The 26,224-nt window shown below is 47.3% G+C and carries 26 protein-coding genes; 21 read left to right on the top strand and 5 right to left on the bottom strand.

Going from position 1 to position 26,224, the window contains the following annotated elements:
• Window positions 1–26 precede the first annotated feature (26 nt).
• The 19 genes from HH301_RS16085 (at window position 27) to thiD (ending at window position 18,952) form a co-directional block, all read left to right on the top strand.
• Window positions 27–599 carry a 5-formyltetrahydrofolate cyclo-ligase gene (locus HH301_RS16085; RefSeq protein WP_169570064.1) on the top strand — a complete coding sequence of 191 codons (573 nt, stop codon included), beginning with the start codon at window positions 27–29 and terminating at the stop codon, window positions 597–599.
• A complete protein-coding gene (locus tag HH301_RS16080; protein WP_169570063.1) occupies window positions 596–1,402 on the top strand; it encodes a TIGR00282 family metallophosphoesterase in 807 nt (268 codons plus the stop codon). Before HH301_RS16085 ends, HH301_RS16080 begins: the two co-directional genes overlap by 4 nt.
• A gap of 113 nt (window positions 1,403–1,515) precedes the next feature.
• Window positions 1,516–3,198, top strand: coding sequence for a hypothetical protein (locus tag HH301_RS16075; RefSeq protein ID WP_169570062.1), 1,683 nt, complete (start codon window positions 1,516–1,518; stop codon window positions 3,196–3,198).
• A gap of 195 nt (window positions 3,199–3,393) precedes the next feature.
• A complete protein-coding gene (locus HH301_RS16070) occupies window positions 3,394–4,149 on the top strand; it encodes a YebC/PmpR family DNA-binding transcriptional regulator (RefSeq protein ID WP_169570061.1) in 756 nt (251 codons plus the stop codon).
• A 19-nt stretch (window positions 4,150–4,168) separates the two neighbouring features.
• Entirely contained in the window at window positions 4,169–4,684 is a 516-nt protein-coding gene (gene ruvC / locus HH301_RS16065; protein WP_169570060.1) for a crossover junction endodeoxyribonuclease RuvC, read from the top strand.
• Window positions 4,681–5,322, top strand: coding sequence for a Holliday junction branch migration protein RuvA (ruvA, locus tag HH301_RS16060; protein WP_169570059.1), 642 nt, complete (start codon window positions 4,681–4,683; stop codon window positions 5,320–5,322). Before ruvC ends, ruvA begins: the two co-directional genes overlap by 4 nt.
• A complete protein-coding gene (ruvB, locus tag HH301_RS16055; protein ID WP_169570058.1) occupies window positions 5,319–6,365 on the top strand; it encodes a Holliday junction branch migration DNA helicase RuvB in 1,047 nt (348 codons plus the stop codon). The genes ruvA and ruvB overlap by 4 nt, the downstream gene beginning before the upstream one ends.
• On the top strand, window positions 6,358–6,807 hold the full coding sequence (ybgC, locus tag HH301_RS16050; protein WP_169570057.1) for a tol-pal system-associated acyl-CoA thioesterase: 450 nt from the start codon (window positions 6,358–6,360) through the stop codon (window positions 6,805–6,807). The genes ruvB and ybgC overlap by 8 nt, the downstream gene beginning before the upstream one ends.
• A 20-nt stretch (window positions 6,808–6,827) precedes the next feature.
• Window positions 6,828–7,544: a protein TolQ gene (tolQ, locus tag HH301_RS16045; protein WP_206378383.1), complete on the top strand. Its 717-nt coding sequence runs from the start codon at window positions 6,828–6,830 to the stop codon at window positions 7,542–7,544.
• Window positions 7,544–7,999, top strand: coding sequence for a protein TolR (tolR, locus tag HH301_RS16040; protein ID WP_169570056.1), 456 nt, complete (start codon window positions 7,544–7,546; stop codon window positions 7,997–7,999). Before tolQ ends, tolR begins: the two co-directional genes overlap by 1 nt.
• A gap of 14 nt (window positions 8,000–8,013) precedes the next feature.
• Window positions 8,014–8,982: a cell envelope integrity protein TolA gene (locus tag HH301_RS16035; RefSeq protein WP_169570055.1), complete on the top strand. Its 969-nt coding sequence runs from the start codon at window positions 8,014–8,016 to the stop codon at window positions 8,980–8,982.
• A 62-nt stretch (window positions 8,983–9,044) separates the two neighbouring features.
• Window positions 9,045–10,331 carry a Tol-Pal system beta propeller repeat protein TolB gene (gene tolB, locus HH301_RS16030; RefSeq protein ID WP_420821194.1) on the top strand — a complete coding sequence of 429 codons (1,287 nt, stop codon included), beginning with the start codon at window positions 9,045–9,047 and terminating at the stop codon, window positions 10,329–10,331.
• Window positions 10,332–10,463: 132 nt separating this feature from the next.
• On the top strand, window positions 10,464–11,003 hold the full coding sequence (gene pal, locus HH301_RS16025; RefSeq protein WP_169570053.1) for a peptidoglycan-associated lipoprotein Pal: 540 nt from the start codon (window positions 10,464–10,466) through the stop codon (window positions 11,001–11,003).
• 172 nt (window positions 11,004–11,175) lie between these two features.
• Window positions 11,176–12,234 carry a tol-pal system protein YbgF gene (ybgF, locus tag HH301_RS16020; protein WP_169570052.1) on the top strand — a complete coding sequence of 353 codons (1,059 nt, stop codon included), beginning with the start codon at window positions 11,176–11,178 and terminating at the stop codon, window positions 12,232–12,234.
• Between the two features lie 9 nt (window positions 12,235–12,243).
• Window positions 12,244–13,569, top strand: coding sequence for a tRNA lysidine(34) synthetase TilS (tilS, locus tag HH301_RS16015; RefSeq protein WP_169570051.1), 1,326 nt, complete (start codon window positions 12,244–12,246; stop codon window positions 13,567–13,569).
• Window positions 13,570–13,707: 138 nt separating this feature from the next.
• On the top strand, window positions 13,708–15,639 hold the full coding sequence (gene ftsH, locus HH301_RS16010; protein ID WP_169570050.1) for an ATP-dependent zinc metalloprotease FtsH: 1,932 nt from the start codon (window positions 13,708–13,710) through the stop codon (window positions 15,637–15,639).
• A 138-nt stretch (window positions 15,640–15,777) separates the two neighbouring features.
• Window positions 15,778–16,713 (top strand): dihydropteroate synthase, encoded by a 936-nt coding sequence (gene folP / locus HH301_RS16005; RefSeq protein ID WP_206378381.1) that lies wholly within the window; start codon window positions 15,778–15,780, stop codon window positions 16,711–16,713.
• Window positions 16,714–16,759: 46 nt separating this feature from the next.
• The gene (gene glmM, locus HH301_RS16000; protein WP_169570049.1) at window positions 16,760–18,109 is read left to right on the top strand and encodes a phosphoglucosamine mutase; all 1,350 of its coding nucleotides are present in this window, start codon (window positions 16,760–16,762) and stop codon (window positions 18,107–18,109) included.
• A gap of 30 nt (window positions 18,110–18,139) precedes the next feature.
• On the top strand, window positions 18,140–18,952 hold the full coding sequence (thiD, locus tag HH301_RS15995) for a bifunctional hydroxymethylpyrimidine kinase/phosphomethylpyrimidine kinase (protein ID WP_169570048.1): 813 nt from the start codon (window positions 18,140–18,142) through the stop codon (window positions 18,950–18,952).
• 4 nt (window positions 18,953–18,956) lie between these two features.
• On the opposite strand, the gene HH301_RS15990 is transcribed toward thiD, so the two are convergent.
• From HH301_RS15990 to HH301_RS15970, 5 genes are all read right to left on the bottom strand, one after another.
• Window positions 18,957–19,640 (bottom strand): putative metalloprotease CJM1_0395 family protein, encoded by a 684-nt coding sequence (locus HH301_RS15990; protein WP_169570047.1) that lies wholly within the window; start codon window positions 19,638–19,640, stop codon window positions 18,957–18,959.
• Window positions 19,641–19,723: 83 nt separating this feature from the next.
• Window positions 19,724–20,170 (bottom strand): hypothetical protein, encoded by a 447-nt coding sequence (locus HH301_RS15985; RefSeq protein WP_169570046.1) that lies wholly within the window; start codon window positions 20,168–20,170, stop codon window positions 19,724–19,726.
• 125 nt (window positions 20,171–20,295) lie between these two features.
• Window positions 20,296–21,468 (bottom strand): aminotransferase class V-fold PLP-dependent enzyme, encoded by a 1,173-nt coding sequence (locus tag HH301_RS15980; RefSeq protein WP_169570045.1) that lies wholly within the window; start codon window positions 21,466–21,468, stop codon window positions 20,296–20,298.
• Window positions 21,465–22,598 carry an aminotransferase class V-fold PLP-dependent enzyme gene (locus HH301_RS15975; RefSeq protein WP_169570044.1) on the bottom strand — a complete coding sequence of 378 codons (1,134 nt, stop codon included), beginning with the start codon at window positions 22,596–22,598 and terminating at the stop codon, window positions 21,465–21,467. The genes HH301_RS15980 and HH301_RS15975 overlap by 4 nt, the downstream gene beginning before the upstream one ends.
• An 83-nt stretch (window positions 22,599–22,681) precedes the next feature.
• On the bottom strand, window positions 22,682–23,158 hold the full coding sequence (locus HH301_RS15970; RefSeq protein WP_169570043.1) for a DUF1203 domain-containing protein: 477 nt from the start codon (window positions 23,156–23,158) through the stop codon (window positions 22,682–22,684).
• 195 nt (window positions 23,159–23,353) lie between these two features.
• Between HH301_RS15970 and HH301_RS15965 the strand changes: the two genes are divergently transcribed.
• Window positions 23,354–24,520, top strand: a complete 1,167-nt coding sequence (locus HH301_RS15965) for a phosphoserine transaminase (protein WP_169570042.1) — start codon at window positions 23,354–23,356, stop codon at window positions 24,518–24,520.
• 29 nt (window positions 24,521–24,549) lie between these two features.
• Window positions 24,550–26,127, top strand: a complete 1,578-nt coding sequence (serA, locus tag HH301_RS15960) for a phosphoglycerate dehydrogenase (protein ID WP_169570041.1) — start codon at window positions 24,550–24,552, stop codon at window positions 26,125–26,127.
• The last annotated feature ends 97 nt before the right edge of the window (window positions 26,128–26,224 follow it).

Here is a 26,224-nt window from a genome sequence, read left to right as displayed (position 1 = left end):
CATTTCCCAGGTAAGGAGGCCTGCCATTGACGGACATTTCCAGAAAGAAGCAGGATCAACGCTCTTACTCTCTGGAAAAGCGCAAGCAGTTGAAAGATGAAATGGCGGCTGAATTTGCTGCCGGTTTGTTTTTTGACAGAATCCCGGTTGGAGAGAGTTCAGCGGTTTCACTATATATTCCTATTGGAAGTGAACTGGATACCCAGCCTCTAATTACAAAGTTGGCTGATATCGAAGGGGTTCGTTGCCTTTTACCGGTTATTGAGGAGCGCGACACACCCTTAATCTTCCGGGTTTGGAAACCTGGCCAGCCACTTGTTAAGGCTGGTTTTAAGACCGTCGAGCCTTCGAGAGATGCTCCAGAAGCTATTCCCGATATTTTAGTGGTTCCGCTTTTGGCATTTGACGAACGAGGCTATCGGATGGGTTATGGCGGTGGATTTTATGATCGAACTCTTGCAGTTTTGAGAGCGCAAAAATCTATTCAAGCTGTTGGTTATGCCTATGAGGGGCAACGTGTCGAAGAAGTGGTTATTGATGAATATGACCAACCGTTAGACTGGGTTGTCACAGAGAAGAAAGTTAGGAAGTTTCGGTGAGAGTTTTATATTGTGGTGATGTGGTCGGGCGCTCGGGGCGTGAGGTCGTTATTGAAAAAGTGCCGGAGCTTCGGAAGTCTCTCAAGCTTGATTTCGTGGTTGTCAACGGTGAAAACGCCGCCTCGGGTTTTGGGATCACTGAGAAAATTACCAATTCTTTCTATGAAAGCGGTGTTGACTGCATTGTCCTCGGTAATCATAGCTTCGATCAGAAGGAGATTATGAATATCATGTCTTCTGATAAAAAGCTGATCCGCCCTGTAAACTATCCTGAAGGTACACCTGGTCGTGGTGCGGCCGTTTTTAAGACAGCACGTGGGAAATCCATACTTATTATTCAGGCGATGGGTAGAGTTTTTATGGATCCGCTGGATGATCCTTTTGCGGCTGTCGACAGATTATTAAACGGGAATCGTTTAGGCAGTCAGCATGATTTTATTCTAGTTGATCTGCACGCTGAAGCGACATCAGAGAAGATGGCAATGGGTCATTTCTGTGATGGCAGGGCATCTGCTGTTGTCGGAAGTCATCAACATGTTCCAACAGCGGATGCGATGATTTTCCCAGGTGGCACAGCCTATCAAACAGATGCAGGGATGTGTGGCGACTACCATTCTGTCATTGGGATGCAAAAAGACGAGCCACTGAGGCGTTTTACTCGGAAAATTCCGGGTGGAAGATTTACGCCAGCTCTCGGAGCGGCGACACTTTGTGGCATTCTGATTGAAACAAATGATGAAACCGGATTGGCCACTTCGATTGAACCAATTCGGATTGGTGGTCACTTAAAACCGACACTCTAAGATCTCAAATACCAGGCCGGGTTATTTCCGCTACGTTATTTGTATTTTGTTAACGATGCACAAATATAAAGGGAGGATCGCGAAATAGTATTAAGTACCCCTCAGGAGATGTCATGGCTCAAGCGAGCTCACATTTTGAGATACATGGCCGACAGTCTAACTCCTGGACTGTCCAACGTGTATGTGACGATCGGCAAACTGCCGTAGACAGCGCAGCTGCGCTTTTAAAAGATATTCCTCTCAAAGCAGTAAAAGTCCTTCAAGTTTCCTACGGAGATGGGGATGAGGGCTTCAAGGATAAAGAAGTTTATTTTGCCGGCGAAAAGGCCGATCCAAAAAGTTCTAAAAGCTCAGACTATGAGCTTATTCTTCCGATATGCAAGCAAGCGAGCGATTTGTTCCGACAGGATGCGCGCCGGGCGATTTTTAATCAGCTCAACGGCCCATTGAAAGGTTGGAACTTAATTCCTATCGAGCTTTTGTATCACGCTGAAAACTTGCAGAAATTGAACGACACGGGACAGATCCTGCAAGGTGCTGTTCAAAAGATTGCAATTTCCCAAGTCCAAAAAACAGGCCAAAAGGTCAATGAGCGAGTTCTTGAATTATACAATTTGACCAATGAAGTTTTGAAGGATCTTAAGGTTCAACGTCAAACAGAAGATTTTCTGGAAGTTGATGAAACTGATCTTGAGACACTTTATAGACAATCGGCTGAGAAGGATGATCCTGAAAAGGCGTTCATGTCGGCATTTTGTCGATATACGAAAGGGATTAAAACCCTCGATCAAAAATATGAAAAAATCCTAGAACTCGTCGCGGACAACGATGACAGTGGTGTTCTCAAATATTTGGATAAATGGCTCGCTGATTTTCTGATTTCAGGTGAGAATGTTCGTGCCCTCGTCGGAAGTAGCGAAAATATGGGTGATGGTATTCTTCGCCTATTAGAAGTTATCAAGGCCAAAGCAGGCCCAAAAGCCGATAGCCACGTCGTTTTGCCAGCAATCGTATCCCACATTAAACAAAAACGTTTACCCGAAACGCAGAAAGCGCTGCTTCATAAAGTTATGACAACGCTCCAGGGTAATGCGTCTTTCGTCAAGGATGATCCATTTAAGAGTGTGCTTTATCACAAGCGAATTCTCAAAGAACTTGAGATTAAAGGTGGATCCCACATCGGTGGACAGGAATGTGTAGATGCTCTTAAAGAGCGGTGCGAGCGAATGACGGGTAGCACAAGCATTGCAGCTTTCCTGGAGGGGTATGATCATTCTTTAGACCGGATTGATCGACTGGTGCAGATCGCCGGCGGAATTATCGGTGCGTCCAATATGCGCACGATCGCCAATTACATAATCCCCATTCTTGAGACACCCTTTAATCGGAATGAGGTGGTGACATCCGGTCGGGATCATATTGAGACTCTGAAAAAGATTTGTCGAATTCAAACAGGTGTACGCCGGGCCGGGTTCCAGGATTTCTTTGCGGATCGGATGGCGAAGGATTTAGATGATTTAGCGATTGAGCTTTATGAGGCAAACAATGTGGAAGGTAACCTTGAAAATGCCTACCCGCAGAAAGTTCAACTGGGTTTAATGCTTTTGAGGGGCATCTCAGAAGGTGCCTTTAGTGAGCCCATGATGACCCAACGGATCCGAAGTTTTGCAAAATCTGTCATCATGTCCAAAGATTTCATGATTGCTTTGCATGCCGAAGCCAAATCAGGTGATGCACATGCGTCAGTGTTGGCAGAATTTACGACACTGCTGGAGCGGACCCGCATCGATAGATAGGTAGTTCTGCATTACCTCTCGTTGTTAAATTTCAAATAAATTGGAGAATTTTTTATTCAGGGCTTGGGTCAAGCAGGTCCATGCGGTAAATAGTGTTTATCGTTTTTCGAGATCGCTCAGCTTTTCAAGTGAGTGGTTGGTACTATCAAGACTAATCGGGATCGCTTCTTATTCCCGGATTTGCAGAGAAGAGTAATGGCAGGACATTCACAATTTAAAAATATTATGCATCGCAAGGGCGCGCAGGATAAGAAACGTGCCAAAATTTTTGCCAAGCATATTCGCGAACTGACTGTAGCCGCAAAAACTGGCTTGCCGGATCCTGCCATGAACCCACGATTGCGGACAGCGATTGCGGCAGCCCGTTCAGATAATATGCCGAAAGACAATATCGACCGGGCGATTAAGCGGGCTGCAGGCGATACGGATGGCGGGAGCTTTGATGAGATCCGTTATGAAGGCTATGGTCCAGGCGGCGTTGCCATGATTGTGGAGGCGTTGACTGATAACAAGAACAGAACAGCTGCAGAAGTTCGGGCTGCATTTTCAAAATCCGGTGGATCTCTTGCTGAGACTGGTGCAGTTGGCTTCATGTTCGATCAGATCGGTCAGGTGATTTACACCGCTGAAGAGATTGATGCGGATGACATTTTTGAAGCCGCTTTGGAAGCTGGTGCTGAAAATGTTGAAAGTTCAGATGAAATGCATGAGGTCACTTGTTCTCGTGAAGATTTCAACGATGTTCAAAGTGCGTTGGAAGATAAGTTTGGGACTCCACAGGAAGCAGGCATTATCTGGAAGCCAAACGTCACTGTAGATGTTGAAACAGAAGATAAGGCAAATTCTATCTTTAAGCTGGTTGACGTGCTGGAAGATAATGATGATGTGCAAAAGGTATTTGCCAACTTTGATATTCCTGATGAAGTCATGGAAAAGTTGGGTGACTCATAACAGATAGGGGTCTGTCAGCATGCGTCTGCTTGGCTTGGATCCGGGATTACGCTTTACCGGATGGGGCATAATTGAAGCAAAGGGGAATTCTCTCAGGCATCTGGGGAATGGGGCTATCGCCTCTGACGCATCTGATGATCTTTCTGCCCGGCTAGTGCAGCTGTATGAAGGACTTGAAAAGGTAATTGCTGACTGGCAACCAGATGAGGCAGCAGTTGAGGAAACCTTTGTGAATAAAAATCCTGTCTCAACCTTAAAACTTGGGCAGGCTCGTGGCGTGTCACTGCTTGTGCCCGCGCTTCATAATCTTTCAGTCACTGAATATGCTCCAAATAAAATCAAGAAATCTGTGGTTGGTGCGGGGCATGCAGGAAAAGACCAAATCCACGCTATGGTCAGTATGTTGTTACCGGGATGTAAAATTTCTAACGAGCATGCTGCTGATGCGCTTGCCGTCGCTATCTGCCATGCGCATTATGCGAGTACGAATAAAAGCCTGAAGGCTGCAACTCAGATGGCGGGAGGTCGTCCTTGATAGCAAAACTGACCGGTAAGGTTGATGGATCCTGTGAGGATTGGGTGATTATTGATGTTAATGGCGTTGGATACCTTGTCTATGCCTCAGCTCGCACCTTAAGAAACTTGCCGCAAGACGGAAGTATTGTCTCAATCCACATCGAAACGCATGTTCGTGAGGATCATATTCACCTTTATGGTTTTCAAAGCGTCAGTGAAAAAGCATGGTTCAGCCTGTTGCAGACTGTGCAAGGCGTGGGTGCCAAGGTCGCACTGGGAATATTGTCTATCTACAATGGGGAAGAATTGACACAAATCGTGGCCTCACAAGATAAAACGGCTTTAACTCGAGTTAGTGGAATTGGACCTAAGGTTGCGGGTCGGATTACCGCCGAACTAAAGGATAAAGTCGCTAAGATGGATCTGGGTGCCGCCGCGTTTACTGAAACAGTAACCTCTACTGCAGCGGCTGGGTCAGGAGACATACCCAAGGTATCCAGTGCGACTGCTGCCGGTGATGCTGTTTCTGCTCTTGTTAATCTGGGGTATGGTCGTGCTGATGCTTTCGGGGCGGTTGCTGCGGCGGGTCGACGTCTTGGCGGAGATGCGACAGTTGAACAGCTTATTACCGAAGGTCTGAAGGAGTTGGCAGCATGACAACTGATCGACTTCTCAGTGCTAATCCTCATGAAACAGATGAAAACGAAAAACATCTGAGACCTCAAACTCTCGATGACTTTATTGGTCAGCGCCAAGTGCGTGAAAACTTGAGTGTTTTCATTCAGGCTGCAAAAGCGCGCGGGGATGCGCTGGATCATGTGATGTTTTTTGGGCCGCCGGGTCTTGGTAAAACGACACTTTCTCAAATTGTAGCCAGGGAACTTGGTGTTAATTTTCGGGCAACAGCTGGTCCTGTAATCACTAAAGCCGGTGATCTTGCAGCTCTGTTGACAAATCTGGAAGAGAATGACGTCTTATTTATTGATGAAATTCATCGGCTATCTCCAGCCGTAGAGGAAATTCTTTACCCTGCAATGGAAGATTTCCATCTTGATTTAATTATTGGTGAGGGGCCGGCAGCAAGATCTGTCCGGATAGATTTGCCACCCTTCACATTGGTTGGGGCGACGACAAGATCTGGCCTGATTACAACCCCGCTTCGCGAGCGGTTTGGTATCCCACTTCGAATGAATTTCTATGAGCCTGATGAATTGCAGTTGATTGTCTCTAGGGGTGCAAAGGTTTTGGGCTTTAGTTTGAGCGAGGATGGTGCTGCTGAGATTGCGCGGCGTAGCCGGGGTACTCCGCGGGTTGCGGGTCGGTTGCTTCGGCGCGTTCGTGACTTTGCTGCTGTTGAAGGACAGTCAATGGTTACTGCTGAGCAGGCTGATCGGGCACTTTTGAGGTTGGAAGTGGATCAGCGAGGGCTTGATGCCATGGACCGCCGATATCTTTTGCGTATTGCAGAGGATTTTGGTGGTGGTCCGGTGGGAGTTGAAACCTTGTCAGCTGCATTGTCTGAACCTCGCGATGCCATAGAGGATATCATCGAGCCTTATCTTATTCAGCAGGGCCTGTTGCAAAGAACACCCCGCGGCCGGCTTTTGACAAAAGCAGCTTTTGATCATCTGGGCCTCTTTTTCCCCAAGGAAGTTTCCGATCAGTTTGATTTGATCCAGAGGTCGGCTGAGGATGAGTGAGCTCATCGGACACGGTCAGTTGTCTCGAACAGATGACGATGTAACTTTTCATCTGTTTCCTGTTACCGTTTACTGGGAAGATACTGATGCAGGTGGAATTGTGTATCATGCCAATTATTTAAAATTCACAGAGAGAGCTCGTTCAGACCTGCTGAAGATCTTACAGATTAATCAGCAACAATTGATGGCCGAAGAAGGTCACACATTTGTGGTTCGAGATTGTCATCTTGAATTCCTTAAGCCTGCTGTTCTGGAAGACCAATTGGTTGTGAAAACCATGCTGTCGGAGATGAAAGGGGCTTCTCTGACGATGACGCAGGATGTCCTTCGAGAAGGCGAAACCCTCATCAAAAGCAAGGTTCGAATTGCTTTTTTGCAAAAAAGCGGAAGACCTGCCCGGTTTTCGCCTCAAATCAAAGATAAATTCGCCTCGGTAATGTAAAGCTCAGGAGCTACGAAAGAATGGGAAATGATGTAACTGTCGGTGAACAGTTGGGGGCCATCAGCCATGACTTGTCGATGTTCGACTTGTTTTTAAGAGCCGATATTGTTGTGCAGCTTGTGATGATTTTGTTGATACTGGCCTCGTTCTGGAGTTGGGCAATTATCATCGACAAAATTTTGCGCTTTAGAAAAGTGACAGCGGATGCCGATGATTTTGAACAGGATTTCTGGTCTGGTGGAAACCTAGAAGATCTTTACAAGCGCGTTGGCCAAAATCCTGATAATCCCCTCGCGATGTTATTTTCAACTGCCATGCGGGAATGGCTTCGATCCACGGAAAAAGGATTTGATGCTCATATTCACACCGGATTACAGGCTCGAATTCATCAGGTCATGAGAGTAGCGATTGACCGAGAAGTTGAGCGCCTCGAGAAATATCTCGGCTTCTTGGCTACGGTTGGGTCGACTGCAACATTTATTGGCCTGTTTGGAACTGTGTGGGGGATTATGAATAGTTTCCAGGCAATTGCAGCAACCCAGGATACAAGCCTTGCCGTTGTGGCTCCCGGCATCGCGGAAGCCCTTTTTGCTACAGCCTTGGGGTTGGTCGCTGCGATCCCAGCTGTGGTTGCTTACAACAAATTTTCAAATGATCTACAGCATTTCATTACGCGGCTTGAAGGGTTTGCAGGAGAATTCTCGGCAATCCTTTCCAGACAACTGGATCTGGGCTGATGGGAATGAACAGCCAATATGACGCTTTTACAGGCAAGGGTCGGAAGCGTCGTCATCAGGCCATGTCAGAGATTAATGTGACGCCATTTGTTGATGTCATGCTGGTGCTCTTGATTGTGTTCATGGTGACTGCACCACTCTTGACCGTCGGAGTTCCGTTAGAGCTTCCAGAAACGAAATCAAAGGCAATCCAGGGAAATGATGAGCCACTGGTTATTAGTGTAGATCAACAGGGTAGGGTCTTTCTTGAAGACTTGGAAATTGGTCTTGAAGGGCTTGTTGATAAACTGGCTGCGGTCACAGGCGCCAAAAAAGATCAGCGGATTTTCGTTCGGGGAGACAAGGACGTCAATTATGGACGTGTTCTGCAGGTAATGGGTGAGATCCATGATGCAGGATATACGCGAGTCGCAATGGTCTCTGCCGGCTTGCCGAAAGAGAAATCGGACAACTAGGATCCTGTTTGGGCATGAAGGTTTCTGCACTCATATCTGCGGCTATCCATTTGGTTATCATGGTACTGATGTATGCTGGCATTCCGTTATTTCAGGATCCCGATATCTTGGAGGAAACACCGGTTATTGAAGTTGAGATCGTTGATATAGCAGAAGTGACTAATCTTCCTAAGCCAACTCCTGAACCGGAAAAGGAGAAAGAGCCGGAACCCGAGCCAAAGCCAGAACCGAAACCAGAACCAGCTCCAAAACCCAAACCAGCTCCGAAACCAGAGCCAGAACCAGCTCCCGTTCCAAAGCCGGCGCCAGCACCAGAGCCTGAGCCCGAACCCTTGCCAACTCCAGAACCAGAGCCTGAGCCAGAACCTGAACCCGAGCCTGAACCGGTGCCTAAAGTTGAAGAAAAGCCAGCTGAGGAGGTTGCTAAAGCAATTCCAAAGCCAAAGATCAAACCGAAGCCGAAACCAACTCCAAAGGCACCTGAAAAGAAAGTTGCGGAAGAGAAGCCAAAGAAAGAAGAGAAGACGTTTGATCTCAGCCGTATTTCAGCTTTGTTAGACAAGAAAAAGCGTGAGGCGGCAGCTGATCCTACAGAACGAACTGACACAAAAAAGTCTCAATCTGCTGAGAGAGTGCCCAACTCATCCAGTAAGGGGGCAGATTTATCTCTGCCATTGAGCTTGAGTGAAAAAGATGCGTTTAAGCAGCAGGTGCAGAAATGCTGGTCGCCGCCAACTGGAAGTGTAAAAGCAGAGGATCTTATTGTTCAGGTTCGCATCAACCTGAATAGGGACGGTTCTGTTCAGGGAAGTCCGCAAATTCAGAAAAGCGGTGGATATAAGACGCGGTTTGAAAAGATCGCAGCGGAGAGCGCAGTTCGGGCGATACTGTTGTGTCAACCTTACACACTTCCGCAGGATAAGTATGATAGATGGCGTGTTACGATATTGAATTTTGACCCGAGGGAGATGTTTGGACAATGAGGAGAGGGATTGGCAACGCAAGGGGACAATTGCGGTTGTGGTCAGTATTATTCCTGATCACGATGTTCTTTTCACACTTTGCGAAGGCAGAACTGACTATTGATATTACGCAAGGCAATGTACAACCCTTGCCAGTTGCAATTACTGATTTTTATAGTCAAACAGAAGCAGCCTCGATCGTCGGGCAGAAAATTGCAGATGTGGTCCGTGCTGATCTTGAGCGCTCTGGCTTGTTTAAGCCGATCGACCCCCGCGCATTCTTGGAAAAAAGCAATGACATAAATGCCATTCCAGTTTTTGCAAACTGGCGAAAAATTGATGCACAGGGATTGTCTATTGGATATGTCGAAGCTTTGCCAGATGGTCAGATCCGTGTTCAGTTTCGCCTGTATGATGTGTTTGCAGAGCAGTACTTGATCGGACAGGAACTTACAGCACAACCAACTAATTGGCGCCGGGTGGCTCATAAAGTTGCTGATGCAATTTACAAACGCCTAACAGGTGAAGAAGGGTATTTTGATACCCGTATTGTATATGTTTCTGAAAGTGGTCCTGCCAATCGACGGGTAAAACGCCTTGCAATCATGGATCAGGATGGTGCGCGTCATCAATTTTTGACGAATGGTGAAAACCTTGTGCTAACCCCGCGGTTTTCTCCAAGCCAGCAGGAAATTACGTACTTGTCATATTTTAACAAGAAGCCCCGGGTTTACTTGTTGAATATTGATACTAACCAGCAAGAAGTGTTGGGCGAATTTCCTGGAATGACATTTGCCCCTCGTTTTTCGCCATCCGGAAACCAGGTCATCATGAGTATGGCTGAGAATGGAAACTCTGATATTTACATCATGGATTTGCGAACACGGGCAATTAAACGTCTGACTAGGCATCCAGGTATTGATACGGCGCCTTCTTTTTCACCTGATGGTACTCAAATCACGTTTGAGTCTGATCGGGGAGGGCGTCAACAATTGTATGTAATGAATTCCGACGGTTCAAATCCCCGCCGGATCAGCTTCGGGCGTGGCAATTATGGCACACCCGTTTGGTCTCCGCGTGGAGACCTGATTGCCTTTACAAAATTAACAGGAGGCAAATTTTCCATCGGAGTGATGAGAACTGACGGCTCACAGGAGCGGATTCTGACAGAAGGTTTTCATAACGAGGGTCCTTCCTGGGCTCCGAATGGGCGTGTTTTGGTCTTTTTCCGTCAGATACCGGGAAAAACTGAAGCCATTCAAGACAAAGTTCGCTTGTGGTCAATCGATTTAACAGGCTATAACGAACAAGAGGTTCTAACACCGAGAGATGGGTCAGATCCGGCGTGGTCGCCCTTGATTCTCGATTAGAGCAAACGTATAGTGGTACAAATATCTTGCGGGGGGTCTATCTTATTGTATTCTTCATCTAATACTTGCGCTGATGTATTAATACATGTGATACCCAGTAATTCGAATTTCCATAACATGGGAGTTAAATAAATGCGGCTCAATCTTGGCCTAAAATTCTTGAGTATGATTGCTGCGCTGGCATTGGTCGCAGCCTGTGAAACTGCGCCTACAGATTCCGGTGACAGTTCTGGTGGCGGAGCTTCGTCCCAGGCGAGTTCGGGTTCTGGCTCTAGCGGCTCAGTATCTTCATCAAATAGCGGAACTAGCGTCCAGCCTGGTAGTCAGGAAGATTTGGTTCTTAATGTCGGTGATCGTGTCTTTTTCGGTTTCGACATGTACAATCTGACAGCAGAAGCACGCTCAACAATTGAGCGGCAAGCTCAGTGGTTGAAGGCTAATCCTTCTGTGACTGTTTCTGTTGAAGGTCATGCTGACGAGCGCGGTACACGTGAATACAACTTGGCACTCGGCGATCGCCGGGCAACTGCTGTGAAGAATTACCTCGTTACCTTGGGAATTTCTTCATCACGGGTTGATACAATCTCATACGGTAAAGAGCGTCCAGTTGCTCTTGGTCATAATGAAGAAGCCTGGTCACAAAACCGCCGGGGTGTAATGGTCGTCAACTAATTTGACGCCAGAGCGAAAATCAACCCGCTTCCGGTCCAGTCCAGCTGGCACTTGAAGCGGGTTTTTTAATGCCTAAACTTGATAGTCTTTTAGCCTCTGTTTAGACACATTATTGGACTACTTAAGACAAAATAGGCTTATGCAATATAGTTGGTGGGAAAAGGAAAGGTAAATGTTTAAAGCTGTAGCTGTCGCGCGCGACTTTAATGACAACTCTGGTAAAAGCTTACTTGCCAAGTTGGGACTTTTGCTGGTTGCTTCAGGCTTTGTTTTCTTTATTTCCAATTTTCCCGTAAAAGCGCAAAGCAGTGATGTTCAGGCGCTTCTGGACCGTATCAACCGACTTGAAGCGGACCTGAATTCGGTTCAGCGTAAGGTGTTTCAAGGGGTCGATGTTCCCCCGCCTGCGTCCAGCTCCTCATCACAGCCTGTTTCTGGAGGTGGTGAAGCTTTTGCAATCTTGTCTGCAAGAATTGATGCTCTGGAACAGGAGCAAAGACGTCTTACAGGCACCACTGAGGAAATGAACTTCAAGCTGGATCAAATGAAAAGCCGGATGGATAAACTGGTTTTGGATGTAGATTATCGGCTGACGCAAATTGAACAGCAACTGGCAGGCCGTCCTGCTAATCAGCAATCTCTTCCTGTAACAGACCCGAATGCTAATCAAGCGTCAGTTTCCTCAACTTTGCCAGCTCCAGCAACCAACCAGGCCCCCTCTTCAGTTGCAGAGGGGGGGGAACTTCCCAAAGGCACACAGTTGCTTGGAACATTACCTGCCAACAATGAGGGAGCTCCAGTTACCGGGACACCGGCAACTGAGCAGTCAGTAGATTTAGCAAATGCGCAACCTGAGGAACTCTATAATCATGCAATGGGATTAATCCGAAGTGATGATTATGCTGGTGCTGAACAGGCGTTTCTTGTTTTCCTGGAAAATAACAAAACACATTCTTTGGCCGGAAATGCTCAATACTGGCTTGGGGAGACCTATTACGTTCGCGGCGATTATAACAATGCGGCTTCTGCCTTTCTCAATGGGTATCAAAGTTATCCAGATAGCTCCAAGGCTGCGGATAACCTCTTGAAGCTTGGAATGACTCTGGGACGGATGGATCAGGTCAAGGAAGCATGTGCGACATTTTCGCAGATGGAAAAGCAATTTAAAATTCTGCCGAGCCGTTTAAAACGAATAGCTGAACGTGAAAAAACAAAGTTTAAATGTACTTAGTATGTGTTGATGCCTGTTATGGATCAGGCCATTCAAAATCGATTTGATAGAAAACTTGCTGAGCTATTTCAGTCTGAAAAACTGCCGCAAAAAGTAGCTGTGGCAGTATCTGGTGGCTCGGACAGCATGGCGCTCGCTTTACTGCTGAAGCAATGGTGCGCACAAAACTCTATACATCTGGCAGCTTTGACTGTTGATCATCGGCTTCGGCCTGAAGCGGCTGCTGAAGCAGATCTCGTAGGGCAATGGTTGAAAGATTATCAAATAGAGCACTTCGTGCTTAAAGGATCTGGTGAGGCGCCTTCCAAGGGTGTCCAGGAATATGCAAGAGACCTCAGATATACCTTAATTTCTGAGACTTGCCGCAGCCAAAAGATAGATCATCTCTTTGTTGGCCATCAGATGGAAGACTTACAGGAAACTTTCTTGATGCGTCTCTCAAAAGGGAGCGGTCTGAACGGGCTGACGAGTTTGTCACCGCTCAGCGAGAATTATGGTCTGCAAATTGTGAGGCCTCTATTGGAGTTTCAGCGTAGTGAGCTGCGCGCTTACTTGCAAAACAGTAATCAAGACTGGATTGAAGATCCGAGTAATGAGAACCCTGTGTTTACGCGGACAGCAGTTGGGAATATTCAGAAATCATTGGTGTCATTATCTGGCGCGACACAGAATTCATTTCAGCTTTCAATTAAACGGTTAAGTAGATCTAATGCCGCACTTGAACACTATGTGAGACGGTTCTGGGGTGAATGCGTCATTGTTAGTGAGTTTGGTTTTTTTTCAGTATCACTTTCAAATCTGTTGAAAGAGCCAGATGAAATCATCGTGCGGGTGTTAGGGGGTTTTATTCAAGGGCTGAGAGGTCATCAATTTCGAGTGAAACTGTCTGACCTTGAAAAGTTGTTGACTCAATTTTCCGATAAAGAAGTTAGCGCACTGGATTTTACTCTCTCTGGCTGTCGGGTCCTGCTTCAGGAAGATGAGCTGACATTTTTTCGAGAGAGGGGGCGCACTGGTCTGGAAAAAATGGTGCTGGACGAAGGAACCGATTGGATCTGGGATCACCGCTTTTATGTTCAGTTGGGAGAAAATAGCCTGCCAGTGCAAGCAGACGAGAAGCTCGAAATCCGGGAGATTGGGGCGGCAGGTTGGCGACAAATTCAAGAATATGAGATTCGTTCTGAGATTCACGACCTGCCAGTTTTTGTACGGAATAGCCTACCAGCGGTGTTTAAAGGTGCAAAAGTTGTTGCTGCACCCCTGTTTTTGGGGGGATCTGGGCAGTCTGGCATTGCCATGACACATTTTGAAATGCTATTCCTTCCGCTTAGATGATCAGAAAGCTAGTCTTATCTGATCCATACCCTTGGAAGTCTTGTATATTGACTTATATTTAAGAGATCTCCCTCAGTATAGGGGTTGTTCAATTCGGTCCGTTGGGTTTCCGGCGGATTAATATGGGAAGTATTGTCCGTGAATCTTTTTGGAAAAAATCTGGTACTTTGGGTCATTATCGGCATGCTGGCCGTGGCTCTTTTCAACATATTTGATAATTCCTCACAGCGCACTTCAGGTGCCCAACTACCTTACTCTCAGTTTTTGGATATGGTTGACAACGGTCAGATTACAGCCGTCACTATCCAGGGGCAAAATATCACCGGTAAGGATGATAATGGGCAGGCGTATTCTACATATGCACCTCAGGATAACTCACTTGTCGATCGCTTGAATAATCGGAATGTTCGGATTACAGCCGCCCCTGAAGAGGAGGGGAGCCTGTTGATGGCAACGTTGCTGTCCTGGTTCCCAATGCTGCTTCTGATCGGTGTGTGGATTTTCTTTATGCGCCAGATGCAAGGCGGCGGTGGTAAAGCTATGGGCTTTGGTAAGTCCAAAGCGAAACTGCTGACTGAAAAACAAGGACGCGTAACGTTTGAAGATGTTGCGGGTATTGAGGAAGCTAAAGAAGAACTTGAAGAAGTGGTGGATTTCCTCAAGAACCCACAGAAGTATCAGCGGCTTGGTGGTAAAATTCCAAAAGGCTGTTTGCTCGTCGGACCTCCAGGTACAGGTAAAACGCTTCTAGCGCGCTCTGTTGCTGGGGAGGCAAACGTACCGTTCTTCACGATTTCTGGTTCGGACTTTGTGGAAATGTTTGTTGGTGTCGGTGCAAGCCGTGTTCGTGACATGTTCGAGCAGGGTAAAAAGAATGCTCCATGTATCATCTTTATCGACGAAATTGATGCTGTCGGACGGCATCGTGGTGCTGGACTTGGCGGTGGTAACGACGAAAGAGAGCAGACACTTAACCAATTGCTTGTTGAGATGGATGGTTTTGAGGCCAATGATGGCGTTATCCTGATCGCAGCGACCAACCGCCCTGATGTTCTGGATCCAGCGCTTTTACGCCCTGGACGCTTTGACCGTCAGGTTGTTGTCCCTAATCCAGACATTTTGGGACGTGAGAAAATTCTCAAAGTTCACATGCGTAAAGTGCCGTTGGCTAACGATGTGAATGCTCGGACGATTGCTCGTGGAACCCCAGGGTTCTCTGGTGCTGACTTGGCAAACCTGGTAAATGAGGCAGCTTTGCTGGCCGCGCGCAAGTCGCGTCGTTTGGTGACTCAGCAAGAATTTGAGGAAGCCAAAGACAAAGTCATGATGGGAACAGAACGTCGTTCCATGGTGATGTCAGAAGAAGAGAAAAAGCTGACCGCTTATCATGAAGGTGGGCATGCGTTGGTTGGCATGCACATGGAAGCGTCTGACCCTGTACATAAAGCGACAATTATTCCGCGTGGTCGGGCGCTTGGTATGGTTATGCGCCTTCCTGAGAAGGATAGCTATTCAATGCGTCGTGATCAGTGTTTGGCACATTTGGCGGTTGCTATGGGCGGCCGAGTTGCTGAAGAAATGATCTTTGGGCATGATGCGGTCACGACCGGTGCATCCGGTGACATTAAGATGGCGACAGGTATGGCGCGCCGTATGGTGACTGAATGGGGTCTATCTGAAAAGCTGGGACCTCTCATGTATAGTGCTGATCAGGAAGAAGTCTTCCTTGGTCATTCAGTAGCTCAGCAGAAAAATGTCTCTGATGCGACTGCGCAGTTGATCGATCAGGAAGTTCGCCGATTTGTTGAAGAGGGCGAAGCAACCGCTAGAAAAATTCTGACGGAACATAATGATCAGCTACATCGGATTGCCAAAGGGCTTCTTGAATATGAAACTCTAACTGGTGATGAAATCAAGATCCTGATGGAAGGTGGAGATATTCATCGTCCAGAAGACGACGATCCGACAACTGATCAGGGACCGAGTTCATCTGTTCCTCAGGCTGATGGTCATAAAAAGTCTGATCCAGATGGCGGCGGATTTGAGCCGGAACCTCAACCGGGTTCGTAAGGACGTTTCATGTCGATTGGAAACAAAGGCTCCGCAGTTATGCGGAGCCTTTCTCACACTCAGGATATCTATTTAGCTCGAGCGAGACGGGATGATGCGACTGTACTCACGGTAGCAATTCGTCAAGGTGCAGAAGTTTTGTATTTCGCTGATCATCCGATGGAAGATGTTAGGCGTCTCGCAGATAATTCCCCGCACCATCAGGAGAGTATTCTTTTTCAAATTGATTGTTTGCAAAAGCTAGAAAATTTACCGGCCTGTTATGGAAAGATGGGTCCCCTGGTAATGGGTATTGTGAATGTTACACCTGATAGTTTCTCCGACGGCGGGGAGTTTTTTGGTGCGAAGGCGGCAGTGGCACAAGCAAAACAGCTTTTAAATCAAGGAGCCGATATTCTTGATATTGGCGGAGAGAGTACGCGTCCAGGAGCTGAAACAATTTCTGTTGCAGATGAAATTGGACGTGTTGTTCCTATCATCCAAGAAATGAGTGCTTCTGAGGTAGTAGTTTCGGTAGATACGCGTAAAGCTGAGGTGATGCAAGCTGCTTTGGCTGCTGGCGCAAACATGATAAATGATATCACTGCTTTGGAATATGATGGAAAAAGTCTTCCTACCGCCGTGAACAGTGGCAAGCCTGTTTGCCTTATGCATAGTTCAGCAGACCCCAAGGTCATGCAGGATAATCCGCAATATGATCATGCGCTTTTTGATGTGATTGATTATTTGAGGTCCCGCGTGGAGCTGTGTGTAGAAAACGGAATTAATCGTGAAAAGATCATGCTGGATCCGGGAATAGGGTTTGGCAAAACACTTGAACATAATCTTGTTCTTCTGAAAGGTTTGCGCTTTTTCCATGCTCTTGGATGTCCAGTTCTGTTAGGGACTTCTAGAAAGTCATTCATTGCGAAAGTCGCTGGTGACATAGGACCTAAAGAAAGACTGCCAGGATCATTAACGACTGTATTGGCGGGATTAGAAGCAGGTATCCAGATTTTTAGAGTTCATGATGTTGTCGAAACGCGTCAGGCAATTGCAATTTGGCAAGCAATCGACAATACTCCTCTATCCTAAAATTTGAGATGGCATACAAAGGCATTTTGTGGGGGATACACGCCTTATGACACGGAAGTATTTCGGAACAGACGGTATTCGAGGGACGGCTAACAAACTGCCGATGACAGCCGAGATTGCGTTGCAGGTTGGAAAGGCTGCAGGCAAGAAATTTGCAGGTCGCGGGAATTTTCGACATCGGGTTGTTATTGGCAAGGATACGCGTCTATCTGGCTATATGATTGAGCCGGCCTTGACTGCGGGATTTATTTCAGTGGGTATGGATGTGATTTTGGTCGGGCCGCTACCTACGCCGGCGATTGCGATGTTGACACGATCCTTGCGGGCTGATCTTGGGGTTATGATTTCTGCTTCGCACAACCCTTATGAAGATAACGGTATAAAGTTATTTGGCCCTGATGGTTATAAGCTCTCCGATGATGTGGAACTTGAAATTGAAGCTGGGATTGAAAATCCAGATTTAGTCGAGGTGGCGACGCCCAAATTGTTGGGTAGAGCAACGCGACTGGATGATGCGCCTGGCAGATATATTGAGTTTGCCAAAGGCAGTTTCCCTAAAAACCAATTGCTAAAGGGACTTAAGATTGTCGTAGATTGTGCAAATGGCGCGGCTTACAAGGTTGCGCCGACTGTGCTTTGGGAATTGGAAGCAGATGTCATATCACTTGGTGTTTCTCCTAACGGCTTTAACATCAACGATGGATGCGGATCGACTTCAACAGATGCCATGTGTCAGAAGGTTGTTGAAACCGGCGCACATTTAGGGATTGCCTTGGATGGAGATGCTGATCGTCTGATTATGTGCGACGAAAATGGGCACTTGATTGATGGGGATCAATTAATGGCTCTGATTGCGGCAAGCTGGGCGGAACGTGACCTCTTGAAAGGCGGCGGCTTGGTTGCAACTGTCATGTCAAACATGGGATTGGAAAAATTCCTAAAAGGTAAGGGGCTTGATTTGGTTCGGACTGCCGTAGGTGATCGCTATGTCGTCGAGCATATGCGTAATCATGGCTATAACCTTGGGGGCGAGCAGTCTGGTCATATGGTCATGAGTGACTTCGCAACGACTGGTGATGGATTGGTTGCGGCGCTTCAGGTCCTGTCAGTGATTGTAGAGCAACAAAAACCGGTAAGCGAAATTGCTCGCAGTTTTGAACCCTTCCCTCAAATTCTGAAGAATGTTCGATATGGGTCAACTGATCCCTTAAGCCTTGCATCAGTGCAAAGTGCGATTAAAAATGGAGAAGAGAAGCTGGCATCTACGGGTCGTTTGCTCATTCGGAAATCAGGTACGGAACCTCTTATTCGAGTGATGGGCGAAGGAGAGGACACGGATCTCGTCAATCAGGTTGTTGATGATATTGTGGAAGAAGTTCAGAAAGCCGCTTCGTAATCATATTTTTTAGTAGAGGAAGCTAGTCCGATGCAGGGACGTGTCTTGTCAATTGCGGGCTCAGACAGTGGTGGTGGAGCCGGTATTCAGGCTGATCTCAAGGCCATTACCGCCCTTAAAGGTTATGGCGCGACAGCTATCACTGCTCTGACTGCGCAAAATACAATGGGCGTCAGTGCTGTCTTGGCTGTCGAACCGGATTTCGTCGTTGAGCAAATTCGTGTGGTCAAGGAGGATATCGGCCTCGATGCGATTAAAATAGGGATGCTTCATCGGGTTGAAGTGATTAACGCGATTGCAGACTATTTTGATGGTTGCACTGACTTGCCGCCAGTTGTCTTGGACCCGGTTATGATCGCCAAAGGCGGAGCCGAGCTACTCACCTCAGATGCCGAGATTGCAATCAAAGACCGGTTGCTGAAGCGTCATACAACATTGTTGACCCCAAACATTCCAGAAGCTGAAAAGCTGGTGGGTTATGAAATTACGACTGTCGACGATATGAAAAGAGCGGCATCGGATCTTTTGAAAATGGGGTGTGAAGCTGTTTTGGTAAAAGGCGGGCACTTAGATAGTGAACTCGTGATTGATATCTTGATGACCAAGGAAGATGTTCATTATTTTGAGCATCCGCGCATTCGGACTGAGCATACACATGGGACAGGCTGTACACTCTCATCTGCCATCGCAACTGGCCTTGCTCAGAACCTTGGTTTGAGTGTGAGCGTGGCGCGTGCCATACAATATGTTGAAAAAGCGATTCAAACTGCTCCCGGTCTTGGGCAGGGACATGGCCCGTTGAACCACGGCCATACTATCTCACACTTTGAATTTATCGAATAACGGCTTAGGCGAATAGATTGATAATTGGGCTGGCCGGAGCCGACCCAGAACCAGAAATAGTGGCTGCATCTGGAATTTCAGTTTCTGTCGGGTCGTCGCCCGCGAGTTCTGCCTGCCTTTGGGCGTTTAATTCAGCCTGAGCTTCAGCACGTTGCTTCGATGCGGTGGCGGCAACTTTACGATCCTGACTGGACGGTTCTGCAGGTGCCAAAGCTGCTTTTATGACGATGTCCATTTTGGTTATTGTTGCAGATGGGTCCCCAGGAACAGGGGCGACGTCGATTTTTACTTCACCTCCAACAGCGTACCGGACGCGATCAGGGCCAGTTTGATATTCATAGGTCGGTGAACCCGCATATTGACCACCAACAGCTGCATGAGCCTGCTCATGAGCTCTGACTTCACGATCTCGGGCTTTAAGGTCTTCAACTTGTTCTAGTTCTGCATCACTAAGCCCAGCTTCTGGAGAAGCTAGATTGTCACGACTTTCGGGCTTTTGATCTTCTTGCGTCTCAGTCGTCTCGGTTTGACCTGCTTCGCCCTGAAGAGCTGTCACAATCTCTTTCGAGAGTTGTCCATTGCTAGATGGAGCAGGTTCATCTGATGTTTTGGGCGCGGAAGTATTGGCATGCACTGCATCGACAGTTTGCTCGTGAGAGTGAGATTTCTTCTCGTTTCCCGTGCTCATACCATCAGCCAGCACAAACGAACTTTGTGCATAAACTGCATAAGAAGTATGTGAAACTGCTGCTAACACGAGACAAGTTTGCCTTAAATTTGAAGGTCAATAGGGTTCCGTGCAGACCTTCCGGCAGTGTCTGTATCCTCAGAAGCTGCCACTGTATTTTCAGAATTTGCCCGGGATTGGTTACCTTCTTCTTCAAGTTGCTGAACTTGTTGAGCTGCGGCTTCAACACCTGCTTCTTCTGCAGGTGGTGTTCCCACTTCAGTAGGACCAGTTGTTGCGGCTGTCGCTGGATCAGCACCTCGTTGGGTTTCTGGAGCCGCTTCGGCCTCAACTTGTTGAAGGGCTGTTACAGCATCGACAGAAATCGGCGCACTATTGGTTGCGGGAACGGCAGGGGCCGAATTTTCTGAGGTCACTTCAGGGTTGGTGCCCTCGACATTGGAGAGTTCTTCCTGAATACCCGCTGGCTTTGTCTCAGGAGCCTGATATTGGGCAGCGGCGGATTGTGCGCCAATTGATGCAGATAACATTACGTATCCTTTCGGATTTCTATACCGGTAAGGACCTTTTGGTCCACGCTCACATTTCTAATCACTAATTCTTAACACTGCTTTAACAAAGATGGTTAACGGGACCGAAATCGGCCATTTCTCGTTCACATTTTTGCGACTTCGGCGATAAATTGCTCTAATTCTTCCTCCGAATTGTAATAGTGGAACGAGGCTCTAACGATCAGGTCGAGGTGCCTTTTTTCCATATCGTATCGTGTAGATGAGGTGGATGAGGTCGAAACGTTTATTCCCGCATTGGCTAAACTTTCTTTGATTTCTGGCGTCGGGATCTGAGAGTGACTAAAAGTGACCATTCCACCTTTTTTCCGCCCAAGATCATGAACTGTAATGTTGGGCAGTTCCGATAATCTCAATCTTGCTTTTTCGGCTAAACTACAGAGCCTCTGAGAAGCCTCTTGTTCACCGATGTTCAATAAGTAATCTGTTGCTACCCCGAGCCCAATGATGGCCGCAATATTGAATTCCCAGTTTTCAAAGCGCCGTGCATCGTCACGCATCGTGTAACTATCGCGGCTAGTCCAGACAGCACTATGTAAATCAAGAAAAGGTGGTTCCAGTTTATCCATAAAGTTTTTGTGGACGTATAGGAAACCCGTTCCGCGAGGTCCGCGCATATATTTTCGACCTGTTGCCGATAGCATGTCGCACCCGATTTCGTTTACGTCGATTGGGATTTGTCCTACTGATTGGCAGGCATCTAACAGGTAAGGGATTGAATATTTTTTAGCGATTTTTCCAACCTCTGAAGCAGGATTTATCAATCCCCCATTTGTTGGAATATGGCTGATCGAAATCAGCTTCACGTCTTTATCAATTCGATTTTCCAACTCACCAATATCAATCTGTCCAAACTCATCGGAAGGAACAACATCAATTATGATGCCCTTGTTCTTTGCGGCTTGCAGGTAAGTAATAACGTTACTGGCATATTCAGCCTCTGCTGTCAGGATACGATCCCCTTTGGTTAAGTTCAGACCATGAAAGCCCATCATCCAACCCGCTGTCGCATTTTCTACGAGAGCAATTTCGTTCCGATCGCATTTAATGAGCTCGGCAATAGCATCATAAGTGCGCTCAAACGCAGCCATTGCCCGGTTATGTGCTTCATAACCGCCAATTTGCATCTCAAGATCCAGATGATCGACGACTGCCTGATAAACCGGCAAGGGCATGAGAGAAGAGCCTGCATTGTTCAAATGAATACGGGTTTTTGTTCCGGGGGTATCTTCGCGCAGTTTTTGGATATCCAAAGTCATACTAGTTCCCTCAGTGCAGTGATCAGTTTTTCTGTGTCTTCGGGCGTATTGTAGACATGCGGTGTAACCCGTAGTGAATTCCCTCTCATTGAAAGGTATATGTTTCGTGATGCCAGCTTTTTTAATAAATCTGGATCAAAGCCGCCTTTTTTCTCAAGACCCAGGAAATGTTGGGCTCGTAAAGCCTCAGGTATGGATTGCAAGCCGATTTCATTAGCGGCAGTCGCGATGGTTCGGTTCATCTGAGCGATAGTTTCGTATATTTTATGGGGCTGCCAGTCTAGAAGTTGTTCCAAGGCGGCAATAGCCATTGGTAAAAGCTGGAAATTTGCACGTTGCCCCATATCAAATCGGACGGCGCCCGGTTGATAGGCTTCCTGATATCGTACCAGCCCAGAAAAATCCTCAGATCCTGCTCTGTTTAACCAGTTATACTCAATCGGGTCACCATTTTGAAAGGAGGGGGCCACATACATGAACCCAATGCTGTAGGGACCCATCAACCATTTATAGGCTGCCGCAACCAGAAAATCGGGTCGGACTTTCTCAATGTCAAACGGAAGAACCCCAAGGGACTGAGTGACATCCAAAACGAGCTTTGCCCCCACTTTACGGAGCTGATTGCCAATTTTTTCCAGATCAAGTAGCCCACCGTCAGCCCAATGGTTGTTTGGAAGGGCTGCAACAGCCACAGTATCGTCAATATTTTCAAGAATAGCAGCAGTCCAGTCTTTATCTTCAGGCGCTGAAACGGTTGCTACAACAGCGCCTGTTTCGTTAGCTCGTTCCTGCCAACAATAAATGTTGCTTGGGAACTGCTCCTCAAGAACAAGGATTTTTTGCCCTCTTTGAATCTCAATATTTTTTGCGGCAATAGCTAGGCCATAAGACGCAGAGGGAATGATCGCGATATCAGGTGTATTCCCATTGATCAGTTTTGCAAACATGGATTTTGCTTTTTCGCTATTACCGAAAAAATCTTCAGAGGATGTGGTCCATGGATGCATTTTCTGCTGGATCGCTCTCTCTCCCGCGTCTTGAACAGAGCGTGATAGCGGCGACATATAGGCGCAGTTCAGATAGACGATATCGTTGGGGATATCGAACAGATGTCGTTTATTCTCAAGCATGAATGACCCCTTGTTTCCAAGGGATCATTTTGGTTGTTCTCAATCATATTTCCAGCGAAACTTTGTCATCAGGACAAAGTTTTTCAGGACCGTTTTTCGATTCTATATTGGTAGCAATTGTTACTCGCAGATCGCGCATGGATAAAGCTAACACCGGGATGTCTGAAAATATCTTCTGCTATGCTTTCGATGTCTGCATTTTTGATGACCTGACCTGTTCCGTAAACAATTCGCTCATCTTTGGAATACCCGCGCAATAGAATTTGACCCTCTGGCAAATACATCGCCGGAAGCTGCTCTGCGGTTTCATAGGCGGGACATTCCTCAGCATGAAGAAAAATTGGTCCTTGTTCGGCATAGGGTTGTTCCGATTCAAAGGGTTTGTAGGAGAGGATCAAATATTCGTCACCTATAGCGATATGAGAGAGGCAATGACGACAAGGAAGCCCATCTCCGTCAGAAATATGTTTTTCAGGAATATTGTTTTGAGCGTCCGGTTCTCCCTTTTGCAATGCACGAACTTTTTCTGTAGGTATCGGACGGAACATTAGATTTTTCATTTGGTTGCCTTAATTTCAATTGTTTTGAGGCAAATCAGATAGCTGTTTAAGTTCAAACAATACTATCCGGAAACCGTTGTGCAATTTTGTCGCAGCGCACAAAAAACCATTTGACAGGTCATGGTTAATCCACAATAAGGGCGGTGGGCCACATCCCCCCACCGGGATGCTCTAGACTGGAAGGTTTAGTACAACATGACAGAACAAATGCGTCCGGAGAGACGCCCTAACTCTCCTTTGTTTTCATCCGGCCCTTGCGCGAAGCGCCCCGGATGGACCCCTCAAGCTCTTGAAAATGCATTCCTGGGTCGTTCTCATCGTGCGGCTGAAGGCAAGGAACGCTTGCTTGCTGTGATCGAACAGCACCGCGAGATCCTTGGCATTCCTGCCGACTATAAAATTGGCATCGTTCCTGGATCGGATACTGGCGCCGTGGAAATGGCTTTGTGGTCACTTCTGGGTGCACGCCCGTCGACAATTCTTGCTTGGGAAAGCTTTGGCTCTGGCTGGGCAACAGATGTCGTCAAGCAACTGAAGCTCGCAGATGCAGAGGTAGTTACTGCGGAGTATGGTGATCTGCCTGATCTGAACGCGGTTGACTGGAAGCGTGACGTTGTCTTTACCTGGAACGGAACAACCTCTGGTGTTCGTGTTCCAAATGGCGACTGGATCGCTGATGATCGTGAAGGACTTGCGATTTGCGATGCGACTTCAGCCGTTTTCGCGATGGATATGCCATGGGAAAAACTGGATGTCGTGACCTGGTCCTGGCAGAAGGTGCTTGGCGGTGAAGCCGCTCACGGTATGCTGGTGCTGAGCCCGCGCGCAGTCGAGCGGTTAGAAAGTTACACGCCATCCTGGCCAATGCCAAAGGTCTTCCGTATGACCAAGGGCGGTAAATTGATTGAAGGTATCTTCAAGGGAGAAACAATCAATACGCCCTCCATGCTTGCTGTCGAAGATGTCCTGGACGCCCTAAACTGGGTAAAGGAAATTGGCGGACTTCAAGGGATGATTGGCCGGACAAATGCCAACGCCAAAGTCATCTCCGATTTTGTTCAATCTTCTGATTGGCTGGATTATCTGGCGAATGATGAAGAAAGCAGAAGTCCAACCTCTGTTTGTCTGAAGATTACGGATAGCTGGTTTACCGATCTTTCTGTCGATGATCAGGCGAAAGCGGCGAAAGCGCTGGTTTCCCTTTTGGCGAAAGAAGGAGCTGCTTTGGATATCGGTGCCTATCGTGATGCCCCAGCGGGCCTTCGGATCTGGGCAGGCGGAACTGTTGAAGCTGAAGACCTCGCTGCATTGATGCCCTGGCTCGACTGGGGTTACGCCGAACTTAAAAAGACATTCAAGTAATTCATCCTTAATTAAAGAGGATCTGAAAAATGGTTAAAGTCCTTATCTCTGACAAGATGAGCCCCAAAGCGGCTGAAATTTTCCGTGAGCGTGGCGTAGAAGTTGACGAAATTACCGGTATGACACCGGAAGAGCTTAAAGCCTGCATTGGCCAATATGACGGTCTTGCGGTTCGCTCTTCAACCAAAGCAACTGCTGAAATTATTGCGGCGGCTGACAATCTGAAAGTGATTGGCCGGGCCGGTATTGGAGTTGATAACGTAGACATTCCAGCTGCGACTGCTGCTGGTGTTTGCGTGATGAACACACCTTTTGGTAATGCGATCACGACGGCTGAGCATGCCATCGCAATGATGTTTTCGCTGTCCCGTCATATTCCTGCTGCAAGCGCATCGACACATGCCGGCAAATGGGAAAAATCCAAATTTATGGGTGTTGAACTTTATGGCAAGGTTCTCGGTGTGATCGGGTGCGGTAATATTGGATCCATTGTTGCTGACCGTGCGCTTGGCCTGAAAATGAAGGTCATTGCGTTTGACCCTTTCCTATCTCCCGAGCGGGCGATTGAGATTGGCGTCGAAAAAGTTGAGTTGGATGATTTGCTGGCCCGTGCGGATTATATTTCTCTGCATACTCCAATTACCGATAGCACTCGTAACATCATCAATGCTGGTAATATTGCCAAGATGAAAGACGGCGTGCGGTTGATTAACTGCGCCCGTGGCGGATTGGTTGTTGAGGAAGATCTGAAGGCGGCACTTGAAAGCGGTAAAGTCGCGGGTGCAGCTCTCGATGTGTTTCAGGTGGAACCAGCAACCGACAACATTCTCTTTGGTATGGAAAATGTTGTATGTACACCGCATCTTGGCGCCTCAACGGATGAAGCTCAGGTCAATGTGGCCATTCAGGTGGCTGAACAGATGGCCGATTTCTTGCTCGTTGGTTCAGTAACAAATGCGCTGAATATGCCATCCGTAACAGCGGAAGAAGCTCCTAAGCTAAAACCATATATGGAGCTTGCGAAGCAACTGGGTGGCTTTATCGGTCAGGTTACTGAAACCGGCATTAAAAAAGTTCATATCGAATATGAAGGTGCGGCTGCCGGCCTTAACATTAAGCCACTGACTTCCATTATCCTTCAGGGAATTTTGGGGCCATTGTTGGATACCGTGAATATGGTCAACGCTCCTGTGGTTGCCAAAGAGCGGGGAATTGATGTGACAGAAAGCATTAATGACAAGGCAGAGGACTACCAGACTTTGATCCGCGTGACCGTTACTACCCAAAAACGGAGCCGTGATATTGCCGGTACACTTTACGGGGACAAGAGCCCTCGTATCGTAAATATCAAGGGGATCAGCATGGAGGCTCAAATGGGTCCACATATGCTCTATGTTACTAACCAGGATAAACCAGGCTTTATTGGTGCTCTTGGAACGCTCCTTGGTAAGAACGATATCAACATTGCAACCTTCCATCTGGGTCGGAACGAAGAGCAGGGTGAGGCTATCGCACTGATCGAGGTAGATTCGGAATTGAGTCCAGAAACACTGACTGAAGTTCAGGCGCTACCACATGTGGAACAGGTGAAAACGCTCAAATTCTAAGCTGGAACTTTCGGTTTAGCCACCTTGATAGGTGAAAAGATAAAGCGGCACTGAAAAAGTGCCGCTTTTTTACTGTTCTTGTTGGCGTCTAGCTCGG

The organism is Sneathiella limimaris, assembly GCF_012932565.1.
GTDB lineage: Bacteria > Pseudomonadota > Alphaproteobacteria > Sneathiellales > Sneathiellaceae > Sneathiella > Sneathiella limimaris.
The sequence above is the reverse complement of the archived record's forward strand: the minus strand, read 5'-3'. Positions and strand labels throughout refer to the sequence as shown.

Coding starts and splice junctions, on each gene's coding strand:
- HH301_RS16075 (WP_169570062.1), top strand. CDS start 1,516: ATGGCTCAAGCGAGCTCACATTTTGAGATACATGGCCGACAGTCTAAC.
- HH301_RS16070 (WP_169570061.1), top strand. CDS start 3,394: ATGGCAGGACATTCACAATTTAAAAATATTATGCATCGCAAGGGCGCG.
- ruvC (WP_169570060.1), top strand. CDS start 4,169: ATGCGTCTGCTTGGCTTGGATCCGGGATTACGCTTTACCGGATGGGGC.
- ruvB (WP_169570058.1), top strand. CDS start 5,319: ATGACAACTGATCGACTTCTCAGTGCTAATCCTCATGAAACAGATGAA.
- ybgC (WP_169570057.1), top strand. CDS start 6,358: ATGAGTGAGCTCATCGGACACGGTCAGTTGTCTCGAACAGATGACGAT.
- tolQ (WP_206378383.1), top strand. CDS start 6,828: ATGGGAAATGATGTAACTGTCGGTGAACAGTTGGGGGCCATCAGCCAT.
- tolR (WP_169570056.1), top strand. CDS start 7,544: ATGGGAATGAACAGCCAATATGACGCTTTTACAGGCAAGGGTCGGAAG.
- HH301_RS16035 (WP_169570055.1), top strand. CDS start 8,014: ATGAAGGTTTCTGCACTCATATCTGCGGCTATCCATTTGGTTATCATG.
- tolB (WP_420821194.1), top strand. CDS start 9,045: ATGTTCTTTTCACACTTTGCGAAGGCAGAACTGACTATTGATATTACG.
- pal (WP_169570053.1), top strand. CDS start 10,464: ATGCGGCTCAATCTTGGCCTAAAATTCTTGAGTATGATTGCTGCGCTG.
- ybgF (WP_169570052.1), top strand. CDS start 11,176: ATGTTTAAAGCTGTAGCTGTCGCGCGCGACTTTAATGACAACTCTGGT.
- tilS (WP_169570051.1), top strand. CDS start 12,244: ATGCCTGTTATGGATCAGGCCATTCAAAATCGATTTGATAGAAAACTT.
- glmM (WP_169570049.1), top strand. CDS start 16,760: ATGACACGGAAGTATTTCGGAACAGACGGTATTCGAGGGACGGCTAAC.
- thiD (WP_169570048.1), top strand. CDS start 18,140: ATGCAGGGACGTGTCTTGTCAATTGCGGGCTCAGACAGTGGTGGTGGA.
- HH301_RS15990 (WP_169570047.1), bottom strand. CDS start 19,640: ATGAGCACGGGAAACGAGAAGAAATCTCACTCTCACGAGCAAACTGTC.
- HH301_RS15985 (WP_169570046.1), bottom strand. CDS start 20,170: ATGTTATCTGCATCAATTGGCGCACAATCCGCCGCTGCCCAATATCAG.
- HH301_RS15980 (WP_169570045.1), bottom strand. CDS start 21,468: ATGACTTTGGATATCCAAAAACTGCGCGAAGATACCCCCGGAACAAAA.
- HH301_RS15975 (WP_169570044.1), bottom strand. CDS start 22,598: ATGCTTGAGAATAAACGACATCTGTTCGATATCCCCAACGATATCGTC.
- HH301_RS15970 (WP_169570043.1), bottom strand. CDS start 23,158: ATGAAAAATCTAATGTTCCGTCCGATACCTACAGAAAAAGTTCGTGCA.
- HH301_RS15965 (WP_169570042.1), top strand. CDS start 23,354: ATGACAGAACAAATGCGTCCGGAGAGACGCCCTAACTCTCCTTTGTTT.
- serA (WP_169570041.1), top strand. CDS start 24,550: ATGGTTAAAGTCCTTATCTCTGACAAGATGAGCCCCAAAGCGGCTGAA.